Below are 14,483 nucleotides of genomic sequence, written 5' to 3' on the forward strand. Positions count from 1 at the left end.
ATTCGCTTGCTACATTGTAGCAACCAACCTTAAAAAACAAGGTAAAACGGGTTTAAACCGCTGTATAAAAGATCAGTCCCCATGAATTCCGAAAAACCTGAATCGCCCATAAACGCTAGCTCATCCAGCCTTGAGCCATCTCGCCGCTTCTCCGTTGCACCGATGATGGATTGGACGGACCGGCACTGCCGGTATTTTTTGCGGCTGCTGTCCAAGCACACCCTGCTCTATACCGAGATGGTCACAACGGGGGCCTTGCTCAACGGCGATCATGAGCGTTTCCTGCGTTATCACCAGTCCGAACACCCGCTGGCGCTGCAGTTGGGCGGCAGCACCCCGGCGGACCTCGCCGCCTGCTCGCGAATGGCCCAGGAGCATGGCTACGATGAGGTCAACCTCAACGTCGGTTGTCCCAGCGACCGCGTGCAGAACAACATGATCGGCGCTTGCCTGATGGCTCATCCGGCGCTGGTGGCCGACTGCGTGAAGGCGATGCGCGACGCGGTGTCGATTCCGGTGACGGTCAAGCATCGGATCGGTATCAACGGCCGGGACAGCTATGCAGAACTGTGCGATTTCGTTGGGCAGGTGCATGAGGCCGGCTGTACGAGCTTTACCGTACATGCCCGGATCGCGATCCTTGAAGGCCTGTCGCCCAAGGAGAACCGCGAGATCCCGCCGTTGCGCTACGAAGTGGCAGCCCAATTGAAGGCGGACTTCCCGCAGCTCGAGATCATCCTCAATGGCGGGATCAAGACCCTGGAGGCCTGTCATGAACATCTGCAGGCCTTCGATGGGGTGATGCTGGGCCGCGAGGCCTACCACAATCCCTATCTGCTGGCGGAGGTGGATCAGCAACTGTTCAACAGCAGCGCGCCGGTGATTTCCCGGGCCGAGGCCCTGGCGCAATTACGACCCTACATTGCCGAACACCTGGCCAGCGGTGGCGCCATGCACCACATCACTCGCCATGTCCTGGGCCTGGGAAGCGGCTTTCCCGGGGCTCGCAAGTTCCGCCAGCTGTTGTCGGTGGATATCCACAAGAGCAAGGATCCGCTGGCGCTGCTGGACCAGGCCGGCCAATTGCTGGAAGGACGCTAGGCGTCAGCCGGGTTGAACCTGACCCGGGTTTTGGCATCGTATTTATCTGGACCATGCCCCGACATTCAAACACCTGTTTCCAGGTCATGGTTTTCGGGGCCATTGCAAGCATTCCGCGCCCTTGAGCGCCTGCCAGCGCTCGGGTAATGTCATCAGACCCATAGGACAGAGCACGCTCATGACTTCCAAGCTGGAACAACTGAAGAAAATCACCACCGTGGTGGCCGACACCGGCGACTTCGACGCCATCGCCCGGGTCAAGCCGGTGGATGCCACCACCAACCCCTCGCTGCTGCTCAAGGCCGCGGCCATTCCCGGTTATGCCGACCTGCTCGGCGCCAGCGTCAGCAACTGCAAGGGTGATGTCGGCCTGGCCAGCGACCGTTTTGGCGTTGCCGTGGGCCAGGAGATCCTCAAGGTGATCCCGGGCCGAATCTCCACCGAGGTCGACGCCCGCCTGTCTTTCGATACCGATGCCATGCTCAAGCGAGCCCATCGCCTGATCGACCTGTACGAGAAAGCCGGCGTACGTCGCGATCGAGTGCTGATCAAGATCGCTTCCACCTGGGAAGGCATCCGGGCCGCCGAGAAGCTGGAGCGCGAAGGCATCCAGACCAACCTGACACTGCTGTTCTCCTTCGCCCAGGCAGTAGCTTGCGCCGATGCCGGGGTTTTCCTGATCTCGCCATTCGTGGGCCGGATCTACGACTGGTACAAGAAGGCCACCGGCAATGACTACACCAGCTCCGACGATCCCGGCGTGCAGTCGGTAACCCGTATCTACAACTACTACAAGGCCAACGATTACAAGACCGTGGTCATGGGCGCCAGCTTCCGTAACCTCAACCAGATCGAGCAACTGGCAGGCTGCGATCGCCTGACCATCAGCCCGGACCTGATCGAGAAACTGGCAGCCGACACCGGCAAGCTGGAGCGCAAGCTGAGCCCGGGCAAGACCGGTGAAGCTCGCCAGAGCCTCAACGAAGCGCAGTTCCGCTGGGCATCCAATGAAGACGCCATGGCCACCGAAAAACTGGCCGAAGGCATTCGCCAGTTCGCCCGTGACCAGGAGAAGCTCGAGGCGCTGCTGACTGCCAAGCTCTGAGTGAACGAAAGGCATGAACGCAAAAAGGGCGAACCCTCACAGGTTCGCCCTTTTTTATCGACCGGTTTCAAGCGCTCAGTGACGCTCCAAGGCATTCACCAGGTCATGAAAGGCTTCACGGTTGGAATCGTTCAGCCCCATGAGGATCTTGTGCGCCTCCAGCACCTTGACCCGCACCACTTCTTCCGACTGGTCCTGGGACGGCAGGTCGGTCAGGCACTCCGGACAAGGCACCGGGCGATCGACGATGTTGAACACCTGATCGAATCCCATGGACTGCAGGAGCCGGGTGATGTCCTCGTGGGTGGTGACGACGGTGGGCAACAGGCCGACCTTCTGCCGCGAAAGGATCGACAACTTGGCCAGCAGGCCGAGGGTGGTGCTGTCGATGCTGCGGGTTTCCGTCAGGTCGATCACGATCGCCGAGAAGTTCAGCGCCGTGAAGATCCGCTCAATAGTCGCATCCAACGCCGAACACAGGGTCAGGCGCACTTCACCGACGAATTTCAGGACAAAGGTGCCGTCCTGCTCGGCGAACTGGATTCTACCGGTACTCATCAAAGGTTCCTGCTCAACACTAACAGGGCGATATCATCCGGCATCTCCCCTAGCGTGGCCAATCCAAAAACTTGCCGCAGGCCATCCAGGCTGCCGCCCGCAGCCTTCACCCGTTCAGGCAAGGCTGCTTCTTTCTCTTTGAGTGTAGGCTCGGTCAAAAGGTCCAGGATGCCATCGGACATCAGCGACAGGCTGAATACCGGCGGCAACTCCAGGATGTGGTCCTCATAGGTCGCTTCGTCGAACAGACCTACCGGCAGACCGCGCCCTTCCAGATAGCGCACGCTGTCTGGTGTATACAACACCGGCAACGGCAGGTGCCCGCCAATGCTATAGGTCAGCAAACCAGTCTCCTCGTCGATGACTCCACCGACCATAGTGACGTGTTTACCCAGCTTACAACTGATCAGGCCCCGGTTGATATGGCCCAGCACCTGCGACGGCTTGAACTCCGGCAAGGTGCCGTTGCGCTTGGACTCGAACAACAGGCGCGTGGTCATGAACTTCAACAGTACGGTGACGAAGGCCGAAGACGCACCATGACCGGAGACATCCGCCAGGTAGAACGCCACTCGGCGCTCGTCCACGCGGAAATAGTCGACAAAATCCCCCGACAGGTAGAGCGACGGGATGATCTGGTGGGCGAAGTTGAAGGCATCGATCGACCAGGGGCTGGTAGGCAGCATGTTCATCTGCACCTGGCGCCCGGCGTTCTGGTCTTCCTGGAGCAGGTTCAGGCTGGCTTCCAGCTCACGATTGGCCGCTTCGAGCTTTTCCCGGTAGCGCTGGTTCTCCAGCAGCAGGCGGGCACGATCCAGGGCCCGACGCACGGAATGCTCGAGTACCGCCAGGTCTTCCAGGGGCTTGATCAGGTAGTCCGCCGCGCCCAGGCGCAGGGCCTCCACCGCATCGTTCATCACGCCAGCGCCTGAAACCACGATCACGGGGGTTTGCGACGACAGTTCGGTCACTTGACGGATGAGTTCGAGGCCGCCCATCTGCGGCATGCGCAGATCGCAGATCACCAGGTCGGGTTTATCGCGCTCGAATACCTGAAGACCCTGCTGGCCATTGGCAGCCTGCAGTACGCTGAAGCCACTGTCTTCCAAATAGGCCGCGAGACTCGCGCGTACTACTTCGTCGTCATCGATTATCAGCAGCGTGGCACTGGTTTTTTGCATGTGGGCAAACGGCGCCAGAATTGGGTTGGCGTAGCTGACTTGGCCATGGGCCTGAGGCACGCTACTGGATTCGCTTTCTAGCCACTCCGACAAGGCCAGGATCTTGAATCCTGCACGCCCGACCGTCAGAGGTGCCCTTCTAAGGCGCAGACGGTACTCCCATCCGCGGGGCGTTTCAAGCTCATGCCGATGGTCGCTTGGCGTCTTTACACCACAAATCACCGAGAGTTATAAAAACCGTCAAAACCGCAACTCAATTGCAGGATGGACCCCATGAATCAGCGTGACTATAGCGAAAAGCGCGATTACATCCGCATGCGGGTAGATGCCGAGATCACGCTGATCCACCAGGGACAGGTGATCGAAGCGGTCTGCATCGACCTTTCCAGCGGCGGCATGCAAGTCCAGGCACCGCGCTCGTTCCAGATCGGCGATCAATTGAGTGTGCGCATCGATTCCGAGCACACGGCGCTCCGGGGACTGGAAGCGGATACCGAGGTGGTGTGGATCAAGCCTCTGGACGGTGGCGGGCAGAAACTTGGCCTTACAATCCTTAAAATGAACTAACCCTTCCTGCAATGAAAACAAACCAATGAAAAGGCGGCCTGATGGCCGCCTTTTCATTAACGCAAGACCCTCCAAAGACTAGAAATCGTCTTCGACCTTGCCATCCTTGACCTTGAACTCGCGGTTCTGCAGATAAGCATTGCGAATGAAGGTGTATTTGTCGCCGCGGATCAGCTTGTCCGCCGCCAGCAGGCTGGCACGGGTATCGACCACGTTCACGCCCATGGCGATGTTGCGCGCCGGAACATCATTGATGTAGCGATAAGGCGCGGTGTAGCTGTCGACGAACTTGGCCGGCGCATCACGCAGGGTGCTCGGCCCCAGCAACGGCAGCATCACGTAGGGACCGCTCTCCACGCCCCAGTGACCCAGGGTCTGGCCAAAGTCTTCATCATTGCGTTGCAAGCCCATCTTGGTGCCGACATCGAAGAAGCCGGCCAGGCCCAGGGTGGTGTTCATCAGCAGGCGCGCGGTATCGACACCGGCGGCATGGGGCTTGGCCTGCAGGATGTCGTTGAACAGGTTGCCGACGTCACCGACGTTGCGGAACATGTTGTGGATGCCGTCTTCCAGGAATTGCGGCGTGACCGCCTGGTAGCCTTGGGCCAATGGCTTCAGGGCATAGGTGTCCAAGGTATCGTTGAAGGTGAAGATCGGGCGGTTGACGCCTTCCCACGGATCCTCTTCCGCCGCCTGGACGGCCAGGGGAGCCAGCGTCACGCCGGCACTCATAAATAGTGGAACTAGATAACGGCTCCAGCGCATCGCAGGAAACTCCTCGGCTTGTTCTCTCATGGGGTCATGCCCTGAGGTTAGGCCCGGAGTATAAAACGGATGCGCCGTTTTAGGCAGCATCGACGCAAGCCGCACGAACGAATCGGCTGGGTATTCACCTGGCTGTAACCTTGATGTCATGTTCTGCCGCTAGTTTCGGAAGGCATTTCAAGGACGCCGCCATGCCCCACCTCGACACCCCAGCCCAACCCTTCCGCCCCCTGACCGCGGTGCTTTTCGGGCTCAGTGGCTGCCTGGTGGACTTCGGTGCCTTGTCACGCCTGCAAACGGCATGGCAACCCACCCCGGAACGACTCCAGGCCACACCCGGCGCCCTGGAAAGCCTGCAGTACCTGGAACGACAGGGCATACCCTGTGCCTGGTTGGAACAGCTGCCCGACACCAGCACTCGCCAATTGGCCGCTGCGCTGCCGGAATGGATCGAGCCGGCTCCGGCAACCACAATCCCCTGGCCCGCTCCCGACGCTTGCTGGCAGGCCTTGATGGCACTCAAGGTCAAGGGCCTGGACGGTTGCGTGCTGGTCAGTGGCGAACCGCATTTGTTGCAGTCGGGGCTGAATGCCGGCCTGTGGACTATCGGCCTCGCGTCCTGCGGTTCCCTGTGCGGCCTGCCTCCCAGCGAGTGGCAGGCCCTGAGCCAGCAGGAGCGCGAACTCAAGCGCGGCAAGGCGACGGTGCAATTGTTCGGCCTGGGAGTGCACTCGGTGATCGACCACCTGGGTGAGCTGGCCACCTGCCTGGAGGACATCGGGCTGCGAAGGCTCAAGGGCGAAAAACCCTGAAATACGCCTGTTGATCAAGATCATGCACGGCGGTTGCGGGTGGATTAATCTAAATCCCGTGGGCATGGACCTTTGCCTCAGGCACGCGGTCCATCCCTCTGCCTATCACTGAAGGGAGAACGCCATGCCTGCCCGCGAACTGCAACAACAACTCGATACCCTGCGCGAGCAATTGGAACAGAACCCGCCGCTGTCGCCGGCCGAACGCGAGAACCTGCAAGAACTGATGCAGCAGATCGAACTGCAGTTGCAGCTGGAGAACAGCACCCACGACACCAGCCTCGCCGATGGCGTCAACCTGGCCGTCGAGCGCTTCGAACTGGAGCACCCGGCCATCGCCGGAACCTTGCGCAACATCGTCCAGACCCTGGGCAACATCGGCATCTGATCGACCTTCGATGCACGCGCCCAAATGCAAAGCCCCGCCATCACAGCGGGGCTTTGGTTTATTGGCGCACCAACCGGTGATTGGCGAAGTCCGCCGTTTCGGTACTGCGGTAAGGGTTGATATCCAACCCGCCGCGACGCACGTAGCGCGCGTAGACAGTGAGCTTCTCCGGCTTGAGCAGGCGCTGCAGGTCGAGGAAGATCCGCTCCACGCACTGCTCATGGAAGTCCGAGTGCTGGCGGAAGCTCACCAGGTAGGCCAGCAGGCTGGCATGGTCCAAGGCCGCACCACGGTATTGCACCACCACGCTGCCCCAGTCCGGCTGGCTAGTCACCGGGCAGTTGGATTTGAGCAGATGGCTGTGCAAGCTCTCCTCCACCACCTGCGAGCTGTCGCAGCGCAGCAATTCGGGACGCGGGTGCTCGTAGCTGTCGACGCTGATATCCAGATCGTCGATGCACACGCCCGGCAGCGCCACCAGGCCTTGCGCCTCGACTTCCCCAAGACTGCGGACATGCACCGTCACAGGCTTGCCCGCAGCGGCCGAAAGGTCCTTGCGCAAGGTCGCTTCGAGCGTGGCCCGATCGGCGAACGGCGTCTGGTTCAGCGAGTTGAGGTAAAGCTTGAAGGACTTGGACTCGATGATGTTCGGCGAGTCGGCAGGAATGCTGAACTCGCCGATGGCCACCACCGGCTTGCCCGAAGGCAGCAACCAGGACAGCTCGAAGCAGTTCCAGAAGTCCACGCCCTGGTAGGGCAGGGTCTCGGCGCTCAAGCCCAGCTCGGCCCATTTCGCCGCCCGAGGGATGGGGAACAGCAACGATGGCGTGTAGGTGGAGATGTATTCACTGGACTTGCCCAGCGGCGAATGTTCGGCTGCGGGATGCATGGTGGAAACCTGACTGAAGAATCAGCGGATTCTAACAGCCTTTGCTCCCGCCTTTGAGCCCCGGCCGCCTATGGACTGACCGTCAGCTTGCCGACCATCCCGGCCTGGTAGTGCCCGGGGATATTGCAGGCGAACTCCAGGCTGGCGCTTTTGCTGAAGGTCCAGGTCAGCTCGGCCTGCTTGCCCGGCTCCACCAGCACGCTATTGGGATCGTCGTGCTGCATGCCCTGGGCCATCCCGGGCATGGAGTCGTGCCCCATCGAGGCATGACCCATCGAACCGTGCTCCATGGCCTTCATGCCGGTTGGGGTCAGCATGCCGCTCTGTTGCATCTGCAGCATTTCCTGCTGGTGCCGGGCATGCATCGCCGCGTCCCCCAGGTTGAATTCATGCAACAGCTGGCCCTTGTTGATCAACACGAAACGCACCGTTTCACCGGCCTTGACCTCCAGCGCCTTGGGGTTGAAGGTCATGTCCCCCATCACCACCTCGACACTGCGCGTGGCCTTGGCCGCCGCGGCCGGCTGGCCGAAATCATAGGACGTGGCCGGCGACGCCCAGAGCGGTGCTGCCACCAGCATCAGGCAGGAACCGAGCACGGAACGGCTTTGCAACAACAACTTCTGCAGATTCATCATCAAACCCCGACAAGAACAGAATTGAGCCTGTGCCACACTCTAGGACCGGACCGCTGCCAGCCAGCTGACAAGTAGATTACAACTTTGTCAGCTTCACCTGCGCAGCGCCCCTGCAAGGTATAAAGCCCCGGTTCCATATGCCAAGAGTCCCGCCATGAAGTTATTGATCGTCGAAGACCAACCCAAGACCGGCCACTACCTGCGCCAGGGCCTGAGCGAAGCCGGCTTCAATACCGAACTGGTGGCGGACGGCAATACCGGCCAGCACCTGGCGCTGACCGGCGACTACGCGCTGCTGATCCTCGATGTGATGCTCCCCGGCCGCAGCGGCTGGCAGATCCTGCAGGCAGTGCGGGGGGCCGGGCTGGAGATGCCAGTACTGTTCCTCACCGCCCGCGACGCGGTGGAAGACCGGGTACATGGCCTGGAACTGGGCGCCGACGACTACCTGGTCAAGCCCTTCGCCTTCTCCGAGCTGCTGGCACGGGTTCGCAGCCTGCTGCGCCGGGGCGGCAGCGCGGCCCAGGAAACCAGCCTGCAACTGGCCGACTTGCGCCTGGACCTCATCCGTCGCCGAGTGGAGCGTGGCAGCCAGCGCATCGACCTGACCGCCAAGGAGTTCGCCCTGCTGGAGATGCTCCTGCGACGCCAGGGCGAGGTCTTGCCCAAGTCGCTGATCGCGTCCCAGGTCTGGGACATGAACTTCGACAGCGACACCAACGTCATCGAAGTGGCGATCCGCCGCCTGCGCCTGAAGATCGATGACGACTATCCCAACAAGCTGATCCATACCGTGCGCGGCATGGGGTATGTGCTCGAAGAGCGCCTGGCCTGATGCGCCGCCTGTCCTTGAGCGGGCGCCTGGCGCTGCTGTTCGCCGCCTGCACCGCCGTGGTCTCGTTGCTGGCCGGAATACTCTTCAACCGGGCGAGCCAGGCGCACTTCGTCGAACTGGACCAGCAACTGCTGGAGGGCAAGCTGATCGCCCTGCGCAGCGCCTTGCAGGACGTCACCACGGCGGCGGACTTTCCCCGCCACCAGCCACGACTACAAGATGAGCTGCAGCACCAGCCGGACCTGGCCCTGCGCGTGGGCGCCGCCGATGGCCAGGCCTGGTTCGATACCTTGCCAGCCCTGCCCGCCCCGCTACCCGCCACTCCGGGACTGCACAGCCTGGACCTGGCCGGAACCGCCTACCGGGTCTACAACGCAGCGCTGGTGCCCGGCCAGGCGGACTCGCCACGGCTGAGCTTGCTGCTGGACATCACCCATCACCAGCACTTCCTGCAGCGCATGCAGCACTTGATCTGGCTCACCGTAGGCCTGTCGGCATTGGCCACCGCCCTGCTCGGCGCCTGGGCGGCCCGGAGCGGCCTGCGCCCATTGCGCAGCATGGGCAGCGTGGCGGCCGGCATCTGCGCCAACTCCCTGACCCAACGCCTGCCGGCGGAGCAGATGCCCGCCGAGTTGGCGGAACTGGCCGGCAGCTTCAACGCCATGCTCGGTCGCCTCGATGAGTCGTTCCAGCGGCTCTCGGCCTTCTCCGCCGACATCGCCCATGAACTGCGCACGCCGCTGTCCAACCTGCTGACCCATACCCAGGTCACCCTGACCCGCCCCAGGCCCATCGAGGACTACCGCGAAGCCCTGCACAGTAATCTCGAGGAACTGCAATGGATGGCGCAGTTGGTCAACGACATGCTGTACCTGGCCAAGGCCGACCATGGCCTGCTGGCCCCCCGACGGGAAATGCTCGACCTGGCCCAGGAGACCGACATGCTGCTGGAGTTCTACGGCCCCCTGGCCGAGGACGCGCAAGTGCAGCTCGCTCGTGAAGGCAGCGCCCGGATCTCCGGGGACCGCAGCATGCTGCGCCGGGCGCTGTCCAACCTGCTGGACAACGCACTGCGCTTCACTCCCGCTGCCGGCACGGTGCAGGTGCAGATCAGCGACCGCCCCAAGGACCTGTCACTGAGCATCGAGAACAGCGGCGAAGGTATCGCCAAGGAAGTGCTGCCACACCTGTTCGACCGGTTCTACCGGGCCGATCCGGCGCGCCGTGAGGGTAGCAGCGAACATGCGGGGCTGGGGCTGGCCATCACCCAGTCGATAGTCCGCGCCCATGGCGGACAGATCCATTGCGAATCCGGCCCGGGCTGGACCCGCTTCGTGATCGAGTTGCCCAAGCAAGCCTGAGCCCCGCGCCACTGACGCAGCACAGGGGCCCTGGGCTCAGGAGTAGCGCAGCGCCTGGGCCGGTTCGACCTTGGAGGCGCGCCAGGCGGGATAGACCGTCGCCAGGAAGCTCAGGATGAACCCGGCGCTGCAGATCAGTGCCACATCGCCGCCCTGCAGTTCCGAAGGCAGGTTGCTGACGAAGTACACGTCAGAGCTGAAGATCTGCTGGCCGCTGATGCGTTCGAGCCAGCCCACCAACTCGCTCACGTTGAGCGCCGCCAGGACGCCCAGCACGCCGCCGATCAGGGTGCCGACGATGCCGATCACCGTCCCCTGGACCATGAAGATCGCCATGATCTGCCGCGGAGTGGCGCCGATGGTGCGCAAGATCGCGATATCCGCGCCCTTGTCGTTCACCACCATGATCAGGGTCGCGATGATGTTGAAGGCCGCCACCGCGACAATCATCAGCAGGAGCAGGCCGATCATGGTCTTTTCCATCTTCATCGCGCTGAACAGGCTGCCTTGGGTGTGGGTCCAGTCATCGGCCCTGAAGTCCGCCCCCAGGTCCTTGGCAATGCTCGCCGAGACCTGCGGCGCGGCATACAGGTCCTTGACCGCCAGGCGCACGCTCTGCACCTGGTTGGGCTGCCAGTGCTGCATCTGGGCGGCATCGGCCACGTGGATCAGGCCCATGGAACCGTCGAGCTCGGCACCGACCCTGAACACTCCCACCACCGTCAGGCGCTGCATGCGCGGGGTGATACCACCGGGCGCCGTGCTGACTTCCGGCACGATCAGGGTCAGCTTGTCGCCGACATTCAGGCGAAACCGCCGGGCCGTGATCTCGCCGACCACCACTCCGAACTCGCCAGGCTTCAAGTCCTGCAGGCTGCCCTGGACGATGTGCTGGGCGACGATGGAGACCTTACCCTCCTGGGCCGGGTCGATGCCGCTGATCTGGATCGGCTGCATCGCCCCCTTGTAGGACAGCATGCCCTCCATTTCGGTGAACGGTACCGCCGCGGTGACTTGCGGATTGCTCAAGGCTGCGGCGGCTACCGGCTGCCAGTCGTCGATGGGCTTGACCCCGACGATGGTGGCATGGGGCACCATGCCGAGGATCCGCGAGCTCATTTCCCGCTGGAAGCCGTTCATTACCGAAAGCACCACGATCATCGCCAGCACACCCAGGGCAAGGCCGATCATCGAGGTCATGGAAATGAAGGAAACGAAGCGGTTACGCCGCTTGGCGCGGGTGTAGCGCGTGCCGATAAAGATCGATAAGGGTCGGAACATGGGCAAGGCACCCTGGAAAGATTAATGACCCGGCGCCGGCCGACGAGCCGCCGACGCCGCGTGCGGTCGCGTCAGATCGCGACCAGGTGACCTTCTTGCAGGTGCAATACGCGATCCATCTGCCGGGCCAGGTTCATGTCGTGGGTCACCACCAAAAAGGCGGTGCGCATCGAGGTGCTGAGCTCCAGCATCAGGTCCTGGATGCCCTGGGCGGTATGGGAATCGAGGTTGCCGGTGGGCTCATCGAGCATCACCAGCCCCGGCTTGTTCACCAGGGCGCGGGCGATGGCCACGCGCTGGCGCTCACCACCGGACAGCTCGGCGGGCTTGTGTTCCAGACGATGGGCCAGGCCGACCCGCTCCAGCAGCGCCGTGGCCCGCTGGCGGGCTTCCGGGATCGGTGTACGACCGATCAGCAGCGGCATGCAGACGTTCTCCAGGGCGGTGAATTCCGGCAGCAGGTGGTGGAACTGATAGACGAACCCCAGGGCGCGGTTGCGCAGCTGGCCACGGGCCTTTTCCCCCAGGGCCGAGAGCTCCTCGCCGGCCAGCCAGACGCTGCCCTTGGAAGGGGTATCCAGGCCGCCCAGCAGGTTGAGCAAGGTACTTTTACCGGAACCGGAGCTGCCGACGATGGCTACCCGCTCGCCCGGATGCAGTTCCAGTTGCAGGCCGGACAGGACCACCACCGACTCCGGACCTTCCTCATAGGACTTGCCCAGGTCGCGGCAGCTCAGGATTGCTTTTTCACTCATGCCCAACTCACTCATAACGTAGCGCCTCCGCAGGCTGGGTGCGCGCCGCACGCCAGGCAGGATACAGGGTGGCGAGGAAACTCAGGACCAACGCCGCACCGCAGACCATCAACACGTCCTCGGCCATCAGTTGGGACGGCAGGTAGTCGATGAAGTACACGTCGGCATTGAGGAACTTGTGTCCGATCAGGCGCTCGAGGCCGGCGATCGCAGCGCTGACATTCAGTGCCGCGAGCATGCCCAGCACGGCGCCGATCAGGGTGCCGACCACGCCGATCACCGTACCCTGGACCATGAAGATCGCCATGATGGTCGCCGGCGTGGCACCCAGGGTACGCAGGATGGCGATGTCGCCCTTCTTGTCGTTCACCACCATCACCAGGGTGGAGATGATGTTGAAGGCGGCGACCGCGACGATCAGCAACAACAGCAGGCCGATCATGGCTTTTTCCATGCGGATGGCCTGGTACAGGTTGCCATGGGTGCGGGTCCAGTCACGGGCGTAGAAATGGTTCTCGCCCAGCTCCTGGGCGATCTGCCAGGCCGTGCGCGGTGCCTGGAACAGGTCGTCGAACTTCAACCGCAAGCCCTGGACCTGGTCTGGCTTCCAGCGGTGCAGGCGGCCCAGGTCCTGGAGGTTGGTCACGCCCAGGTAGCCATCGATCTCGCCGGCGCCAACGTGGAAGATACCCACCACGGTGAAGCGCTTCATGCGCGGGAACATGCCTGCCGGGGTCACCGAGACCTCAGGGGCGACGAATGTCAGCTTGTCGCCCAGGCCGACGCCCAGCTTGTTGGCGGCCTTGTCACCGATGACGATACCGAAACTGCCGGGCGCCAGGGCGTCCAGCTGTCCCTGTCGCATGAAGTGGTCGATGATCGAGACCTGCCGCTCCTGGGCCGGGTCGATGGCGTTGAGCAACACCTTCTGCACCTGGCCGTTGTTGGTCAACAGGCCCTGCATCTGGGTGAAGGGCGCCACCGCCAGTACCTGGGGATTGGCCTTGACCTTGGCGGCCAGGCCCTGCCAGTCACTGATGGGCTCGCCGGATTCGATGGTGGCGTGGGGCACCATGCCCAGCACGCGGGTGCGCATCTCATGGTCGAAGCCATTCATCACCGACAACACCACGATCATCACGATCACGCCGAGGGCGAGACCGATCATCGAAGTCAGGGAAATGAATGACACGAAATGGTTGCGACGCTTTGCACGGGTATAACGCGTGCCGATGAAAGCAAACAGAGGTCTGAACATGTCGGGGCTTGTTCGGAGGAAAAGAAGACGTCCTTGTGGCGAGGCCTGGTAAGCAGCTTTACACTCAGACCACCGCCTCTACCATGGGTTCGCCATGTCGACATTAGATGAAGAAGATCGCCGCGAATACTACCGTATCGAGGACACGATCGCACTGGAAATTAGCCCCTTGTCCGCCCACGATGCGGCGAGCAAGGAAGTGTTGCAGGATGAGTCCGTGCTGTTCAATCTGCTCAGCGAATTGCACCTGAGCGAATTCGAATCCCAGCACCTGCTACGCCAGGTCAGCGAGCGCGATCGCACCCTGGCCAGCTACCTCAAGGCCATGAACAAGCGCATCGACCTGCTCGGCCAGGTGGTGGCCCAGACCGTGCTGGGCAAGTTCGGCGAACCCCAGCGGGTGATCCTCTCCGAAGGCGGCATCGAGTTCAGCCATCACCAGTGCTATCCCACCGGCAGCCAGCTGGCGGTGAAGCTGCTGTTGATGCCCCAGGCCCTGGGCCTGCTGCTGCGGGCCAAGGTCACCCACTGCGAACCCCAGGGTTTCGGCACCTTCGAGATCGGCACCGAGTTCGAAGCCTTGACCGACTCCCAGCGCCAGCTGCTGGCCCGCTACATCCTGCAGAAACAGGCCCAGCAACGCCGCCAGGCCCGGGAACAGAACGACCCAGCCGCCGGCTGACCCCTGCCCGGCCATCCCTGAAGAACAACCACACCCTTGAAGGAGCAATTGTGACCCTGATCTATGGCCATCGCGGCGCCAAGGGCGAAGCGCCGGAAAACACCCTGACCAGCTTCCAGGAATGCCTCAAGCACGGCGTACGCCGCTGCGAGCTCGACCTGCACCTGTCCATGGACGGGGAACTGATGGTGATCCACGACCCGACCCTCAAGCGCACCACCGATCGACGCGGCAAGGTGGTAGAACACAGCGCTGCCGAGCTGGTGACCTACGACGCGCGCAAGGGCGGGCCGGGCTGGGTCAGCCC

Annotated in this window: 17 protein-coding genes; 9 read left to right on the top strand and 8 right to left on the bottom strand. The window is 62.4% G+C overall.

The window, feature by feature from the left end; all coding sequences use genetic code 11:
* Nucleotides 1-81 precede the first annotated feature (81 nt).
* Nucleotides 82-1,101 (top strand): tRNA dihydrouridine(20/20a) synthase DusA, encoded by a 1,020-nt coding sequence (gene dusA, locus AC3WK8_RS31150; RefSeq protein WP_103326958.1) that lies wholly within the window; start codon nt 82-84, stop codon nt 1,099-1,101.
* A gap of 178 nt (nt 1,102-1,279) precedes the next feature.
* A complete protein-coding gene (tal, locus tag AC3WK8_RS31155) occupies nt 1,280-2,206 on the top strand; it encodes a transaldolase (RefSeq protein ID WP_103326957.1) in 927 nt (308 codons plus the stop codon).
* Between the two features lie 75 nt (nt 2,207-2,281).
* Here tal and rssC read toward each other — a convergent pair whose 3' ends face one another.
* Nucleotides 2,282-2,764 (bottom strand): anti-sigma factor antagonist RssC, encoded by a 483-nt coding sequence (rssC, locus tag AC3WK8_RS31160; protein WP_022643406.1) that lies wholly within the window; start codon nt 2,762-2,764, stop codon nt 2,282-2,284.
* Nucleotides 2,764-3,945, bottom strand: coding sequence for a two-component system response regulator RssB (rssB, locus tag AC3WK8_RS31165; RefSeq protein ID WP_031321348.1), 1,182 nt, complete (start codon nt 3,943-3,945; stop codon nt 2,764-2,766). The genes rssC and rssB overlap by 1 nt, the downstream gene beginning before the upstream one ends.
* A gap of 273 nt (nt 3,946-4,218) precedes the next feature.
* Between rssB and AC3WK8_RS31170 the strand changes: the two genes are divergently transcribed.
* The gene (locus AC3WK8_RS31170; RefSeq protein ID WP_404942564.1) at nt 4,219-4,512 is read left to right on the top strand and encodes a PilZ domain-containing protein; all 294 of its coding nucleotides are present in this window, start codon (nt 4,219-4,221) and stop codon (nt 4,510-4,512) included.
* A 78-nt stretch (nt 4,513-4,590) separates the two neighbouring features.
* Here the strand turns inward: AC3WK8_RS31170 and AC3WK8_RS31175 are convergent, their stop codons facing one another.
* Nucleotides 4,591-5,277 carry an MlaA family lipoprotein gene (locus AC3WK8_RS31175; protein WP_031321331.1) on the bottom strand — a complete coding sequence of 229 codons (687 nt, stop codon included), beginning with the start codon at nt 5,275-5,277 and terminating at the stop codon, nt 4,591-4,593.
* 191 nt (nt 5,278-5,468) lie between these two features.
* On the opposite strand from AC3WK8_RS31175, the gene pcrP reads away from it, so the two are divergent.
* Both pcrP and AC3WK8_RS31185 read left to right on the top strand, forming a co-directional pair.
* Nucleotides 5,469-6,089: an HAD superfamily inactivated hydrolase PcrP gene (pcrP, locus tag AC3WK8_RS31180; protein WP_085597086.1), complete on the top strand. Its 621-nt coding sequence runs from the start codon at nt 5,469-5,471 to the stop codon at nt 6,087-6,089.
* Between the two features lie 124 nt (nt 6,090-6,213).
* Nucleotides 6,214-6,477 (top strand): DUF4404 family protein, encoded by a 264-nt coding sequence (locus AC3WK8_RS31185; RefSeq protein ID WP_022643370.1) that lies wholly within the window; start codon nt 6,214-6,216, stop codon nt 6,475-6,477.
* Between the two features lie 58 nt (nt 6,478-6,535).
* Here the strand turns inward: AC3WK8_RS31185 and queF are convergent, their stop codons facing one another.
* The gene (queF, locus tag AC3WK8_RS31190) at nt 6,536-7,366 is read right to left on the bottom strand and encodes an NADPH-dependent 7-cyano-7-deazaguanine reductase QueF (protein WP_103326953.1); all 831 of its coding nucleotides are present in this window, start codon (nt 7,364-7,366) and stop codon (nt 6,536-6,538) included.
* A gap of 68 nt (nt 7,367-7,434) precedes the next feature.
* Nucleotides 7,435-8,001 (bottom strand): copper-resistant cuproprotein CopI, encoded by a 567-nt coding sequence (gene copI / locus AC3WK8_RS31195; protein ID WP_103327003.1) that lies wholly within the window; start codon nt 7,999-8,001, stop codon nt 7,435-7,437.
* Nucleotides 8,002-8,158: 157 nt separating this feature from the next.
* Between copI and AC3WK8_RS31200 the strand changes: the two genes are divergently transcribed.
* Nucleotides 8,159-8,839: a heavy metal response regulator transcription factor gene (locus tag AC3WK8_RS31200; protein ID WP_085597088.1), complete on the top strand. Its 681-nt coding sequence runs from the start codon at nt 8,159-8,161 to the stop codon at nt 8,837-8,839.
* A complete protein-coding gene (locus AC3WK8_RS31205) occupies nt 8,839-10,200 on the top strand; it encodes a heavy metal sensor histidine kinase (protein ID WP_103326952.1) in 1,362 nt (453 codons plus the stop codon). The genes AC3WK8_RS31200 and AC3WK8_RS31205 overlap by 1 nt, the downstream gene beginning before the upstream one ends.
* Nucleotides 10,201-10,236: 36 nt before the next feature.
* On the opposite strand, the gene AC3WK8_RS31210 is transcribed toward AC3WK8_RS31205, so the two are convergent.
* The 3 genes from AC3WK8_RS31210 to AC3WK8_RS31220 form a co-directional block, all read right to left on the bottom strand.
* Complete coding sequence (locus AC3WK8_RS31210) at nt 10,237-11,481, bottom strand: lipoprotein-releasing ABC transporter permease subunit (RefSeq protein WP_085597090.1); 1,245 nt, start codon at nt 11,479-11,481, stop codon at nt 10,237-10,239.
* Between the two features lie 71 nt (nt 11,482-11,552).
* Complete coding sequence (gene lolD, locus AC3WK8_RS31215; protein WP_022643364.1) at nt 11,553-12,236, bottom strand: lipoprotein-releasing ABC transporter ATP-binding protein LolD; 684 nt, start codon at nt 12,234-12,236, stop codon at nt 11,553-11,555.
* A 7-nt stretch (nt 12,237-12,243) separates the two neighbouring features.
* The gene (locus AC3WK8_RS31220) at nt 12,244-13,494 is read right to left on the bottom strand and encodes a lipoprotein-releasing ABC transporter permease subunit (protein WP_103326950.1); all 1,251 of its coding nucleotides are present in this window, start codon (nt 13,492-13,494) and stop codon (nt 12,244-12,246) included.
* Between the two features lie 94 nt (nt 13,495-13,588).
* Between AC3WK8_RS31220 and AC3WK8_RS31225 the strand changes: the two genes are divergently transcribed.
* Nucleotides 13,589-14,176 (top strand): PilZ domain-containing protein, encoded by a 588-nt coding sequence (locus tag AC3WK8_RS31225; protein ID WP_031321328.1) that lies wholly within the window; start codon nt 13,589-13,591, stop codon nt 14,174-14,176.
* Between the two features lie 50 nt (nt 14,177-14,226).
* Nucleotides 14,227-14,483 (top strand): glycerophosphodiester phosphodiesterase (locus AC3WK8_RS31230; protein WP_272482548.1); only part of this gene is annotated, 257 nt, incomplete at its 3' end.

It is taken from the genome of Pseudomonas sp. FW507-12TSA (assembly GCF_058781435.1).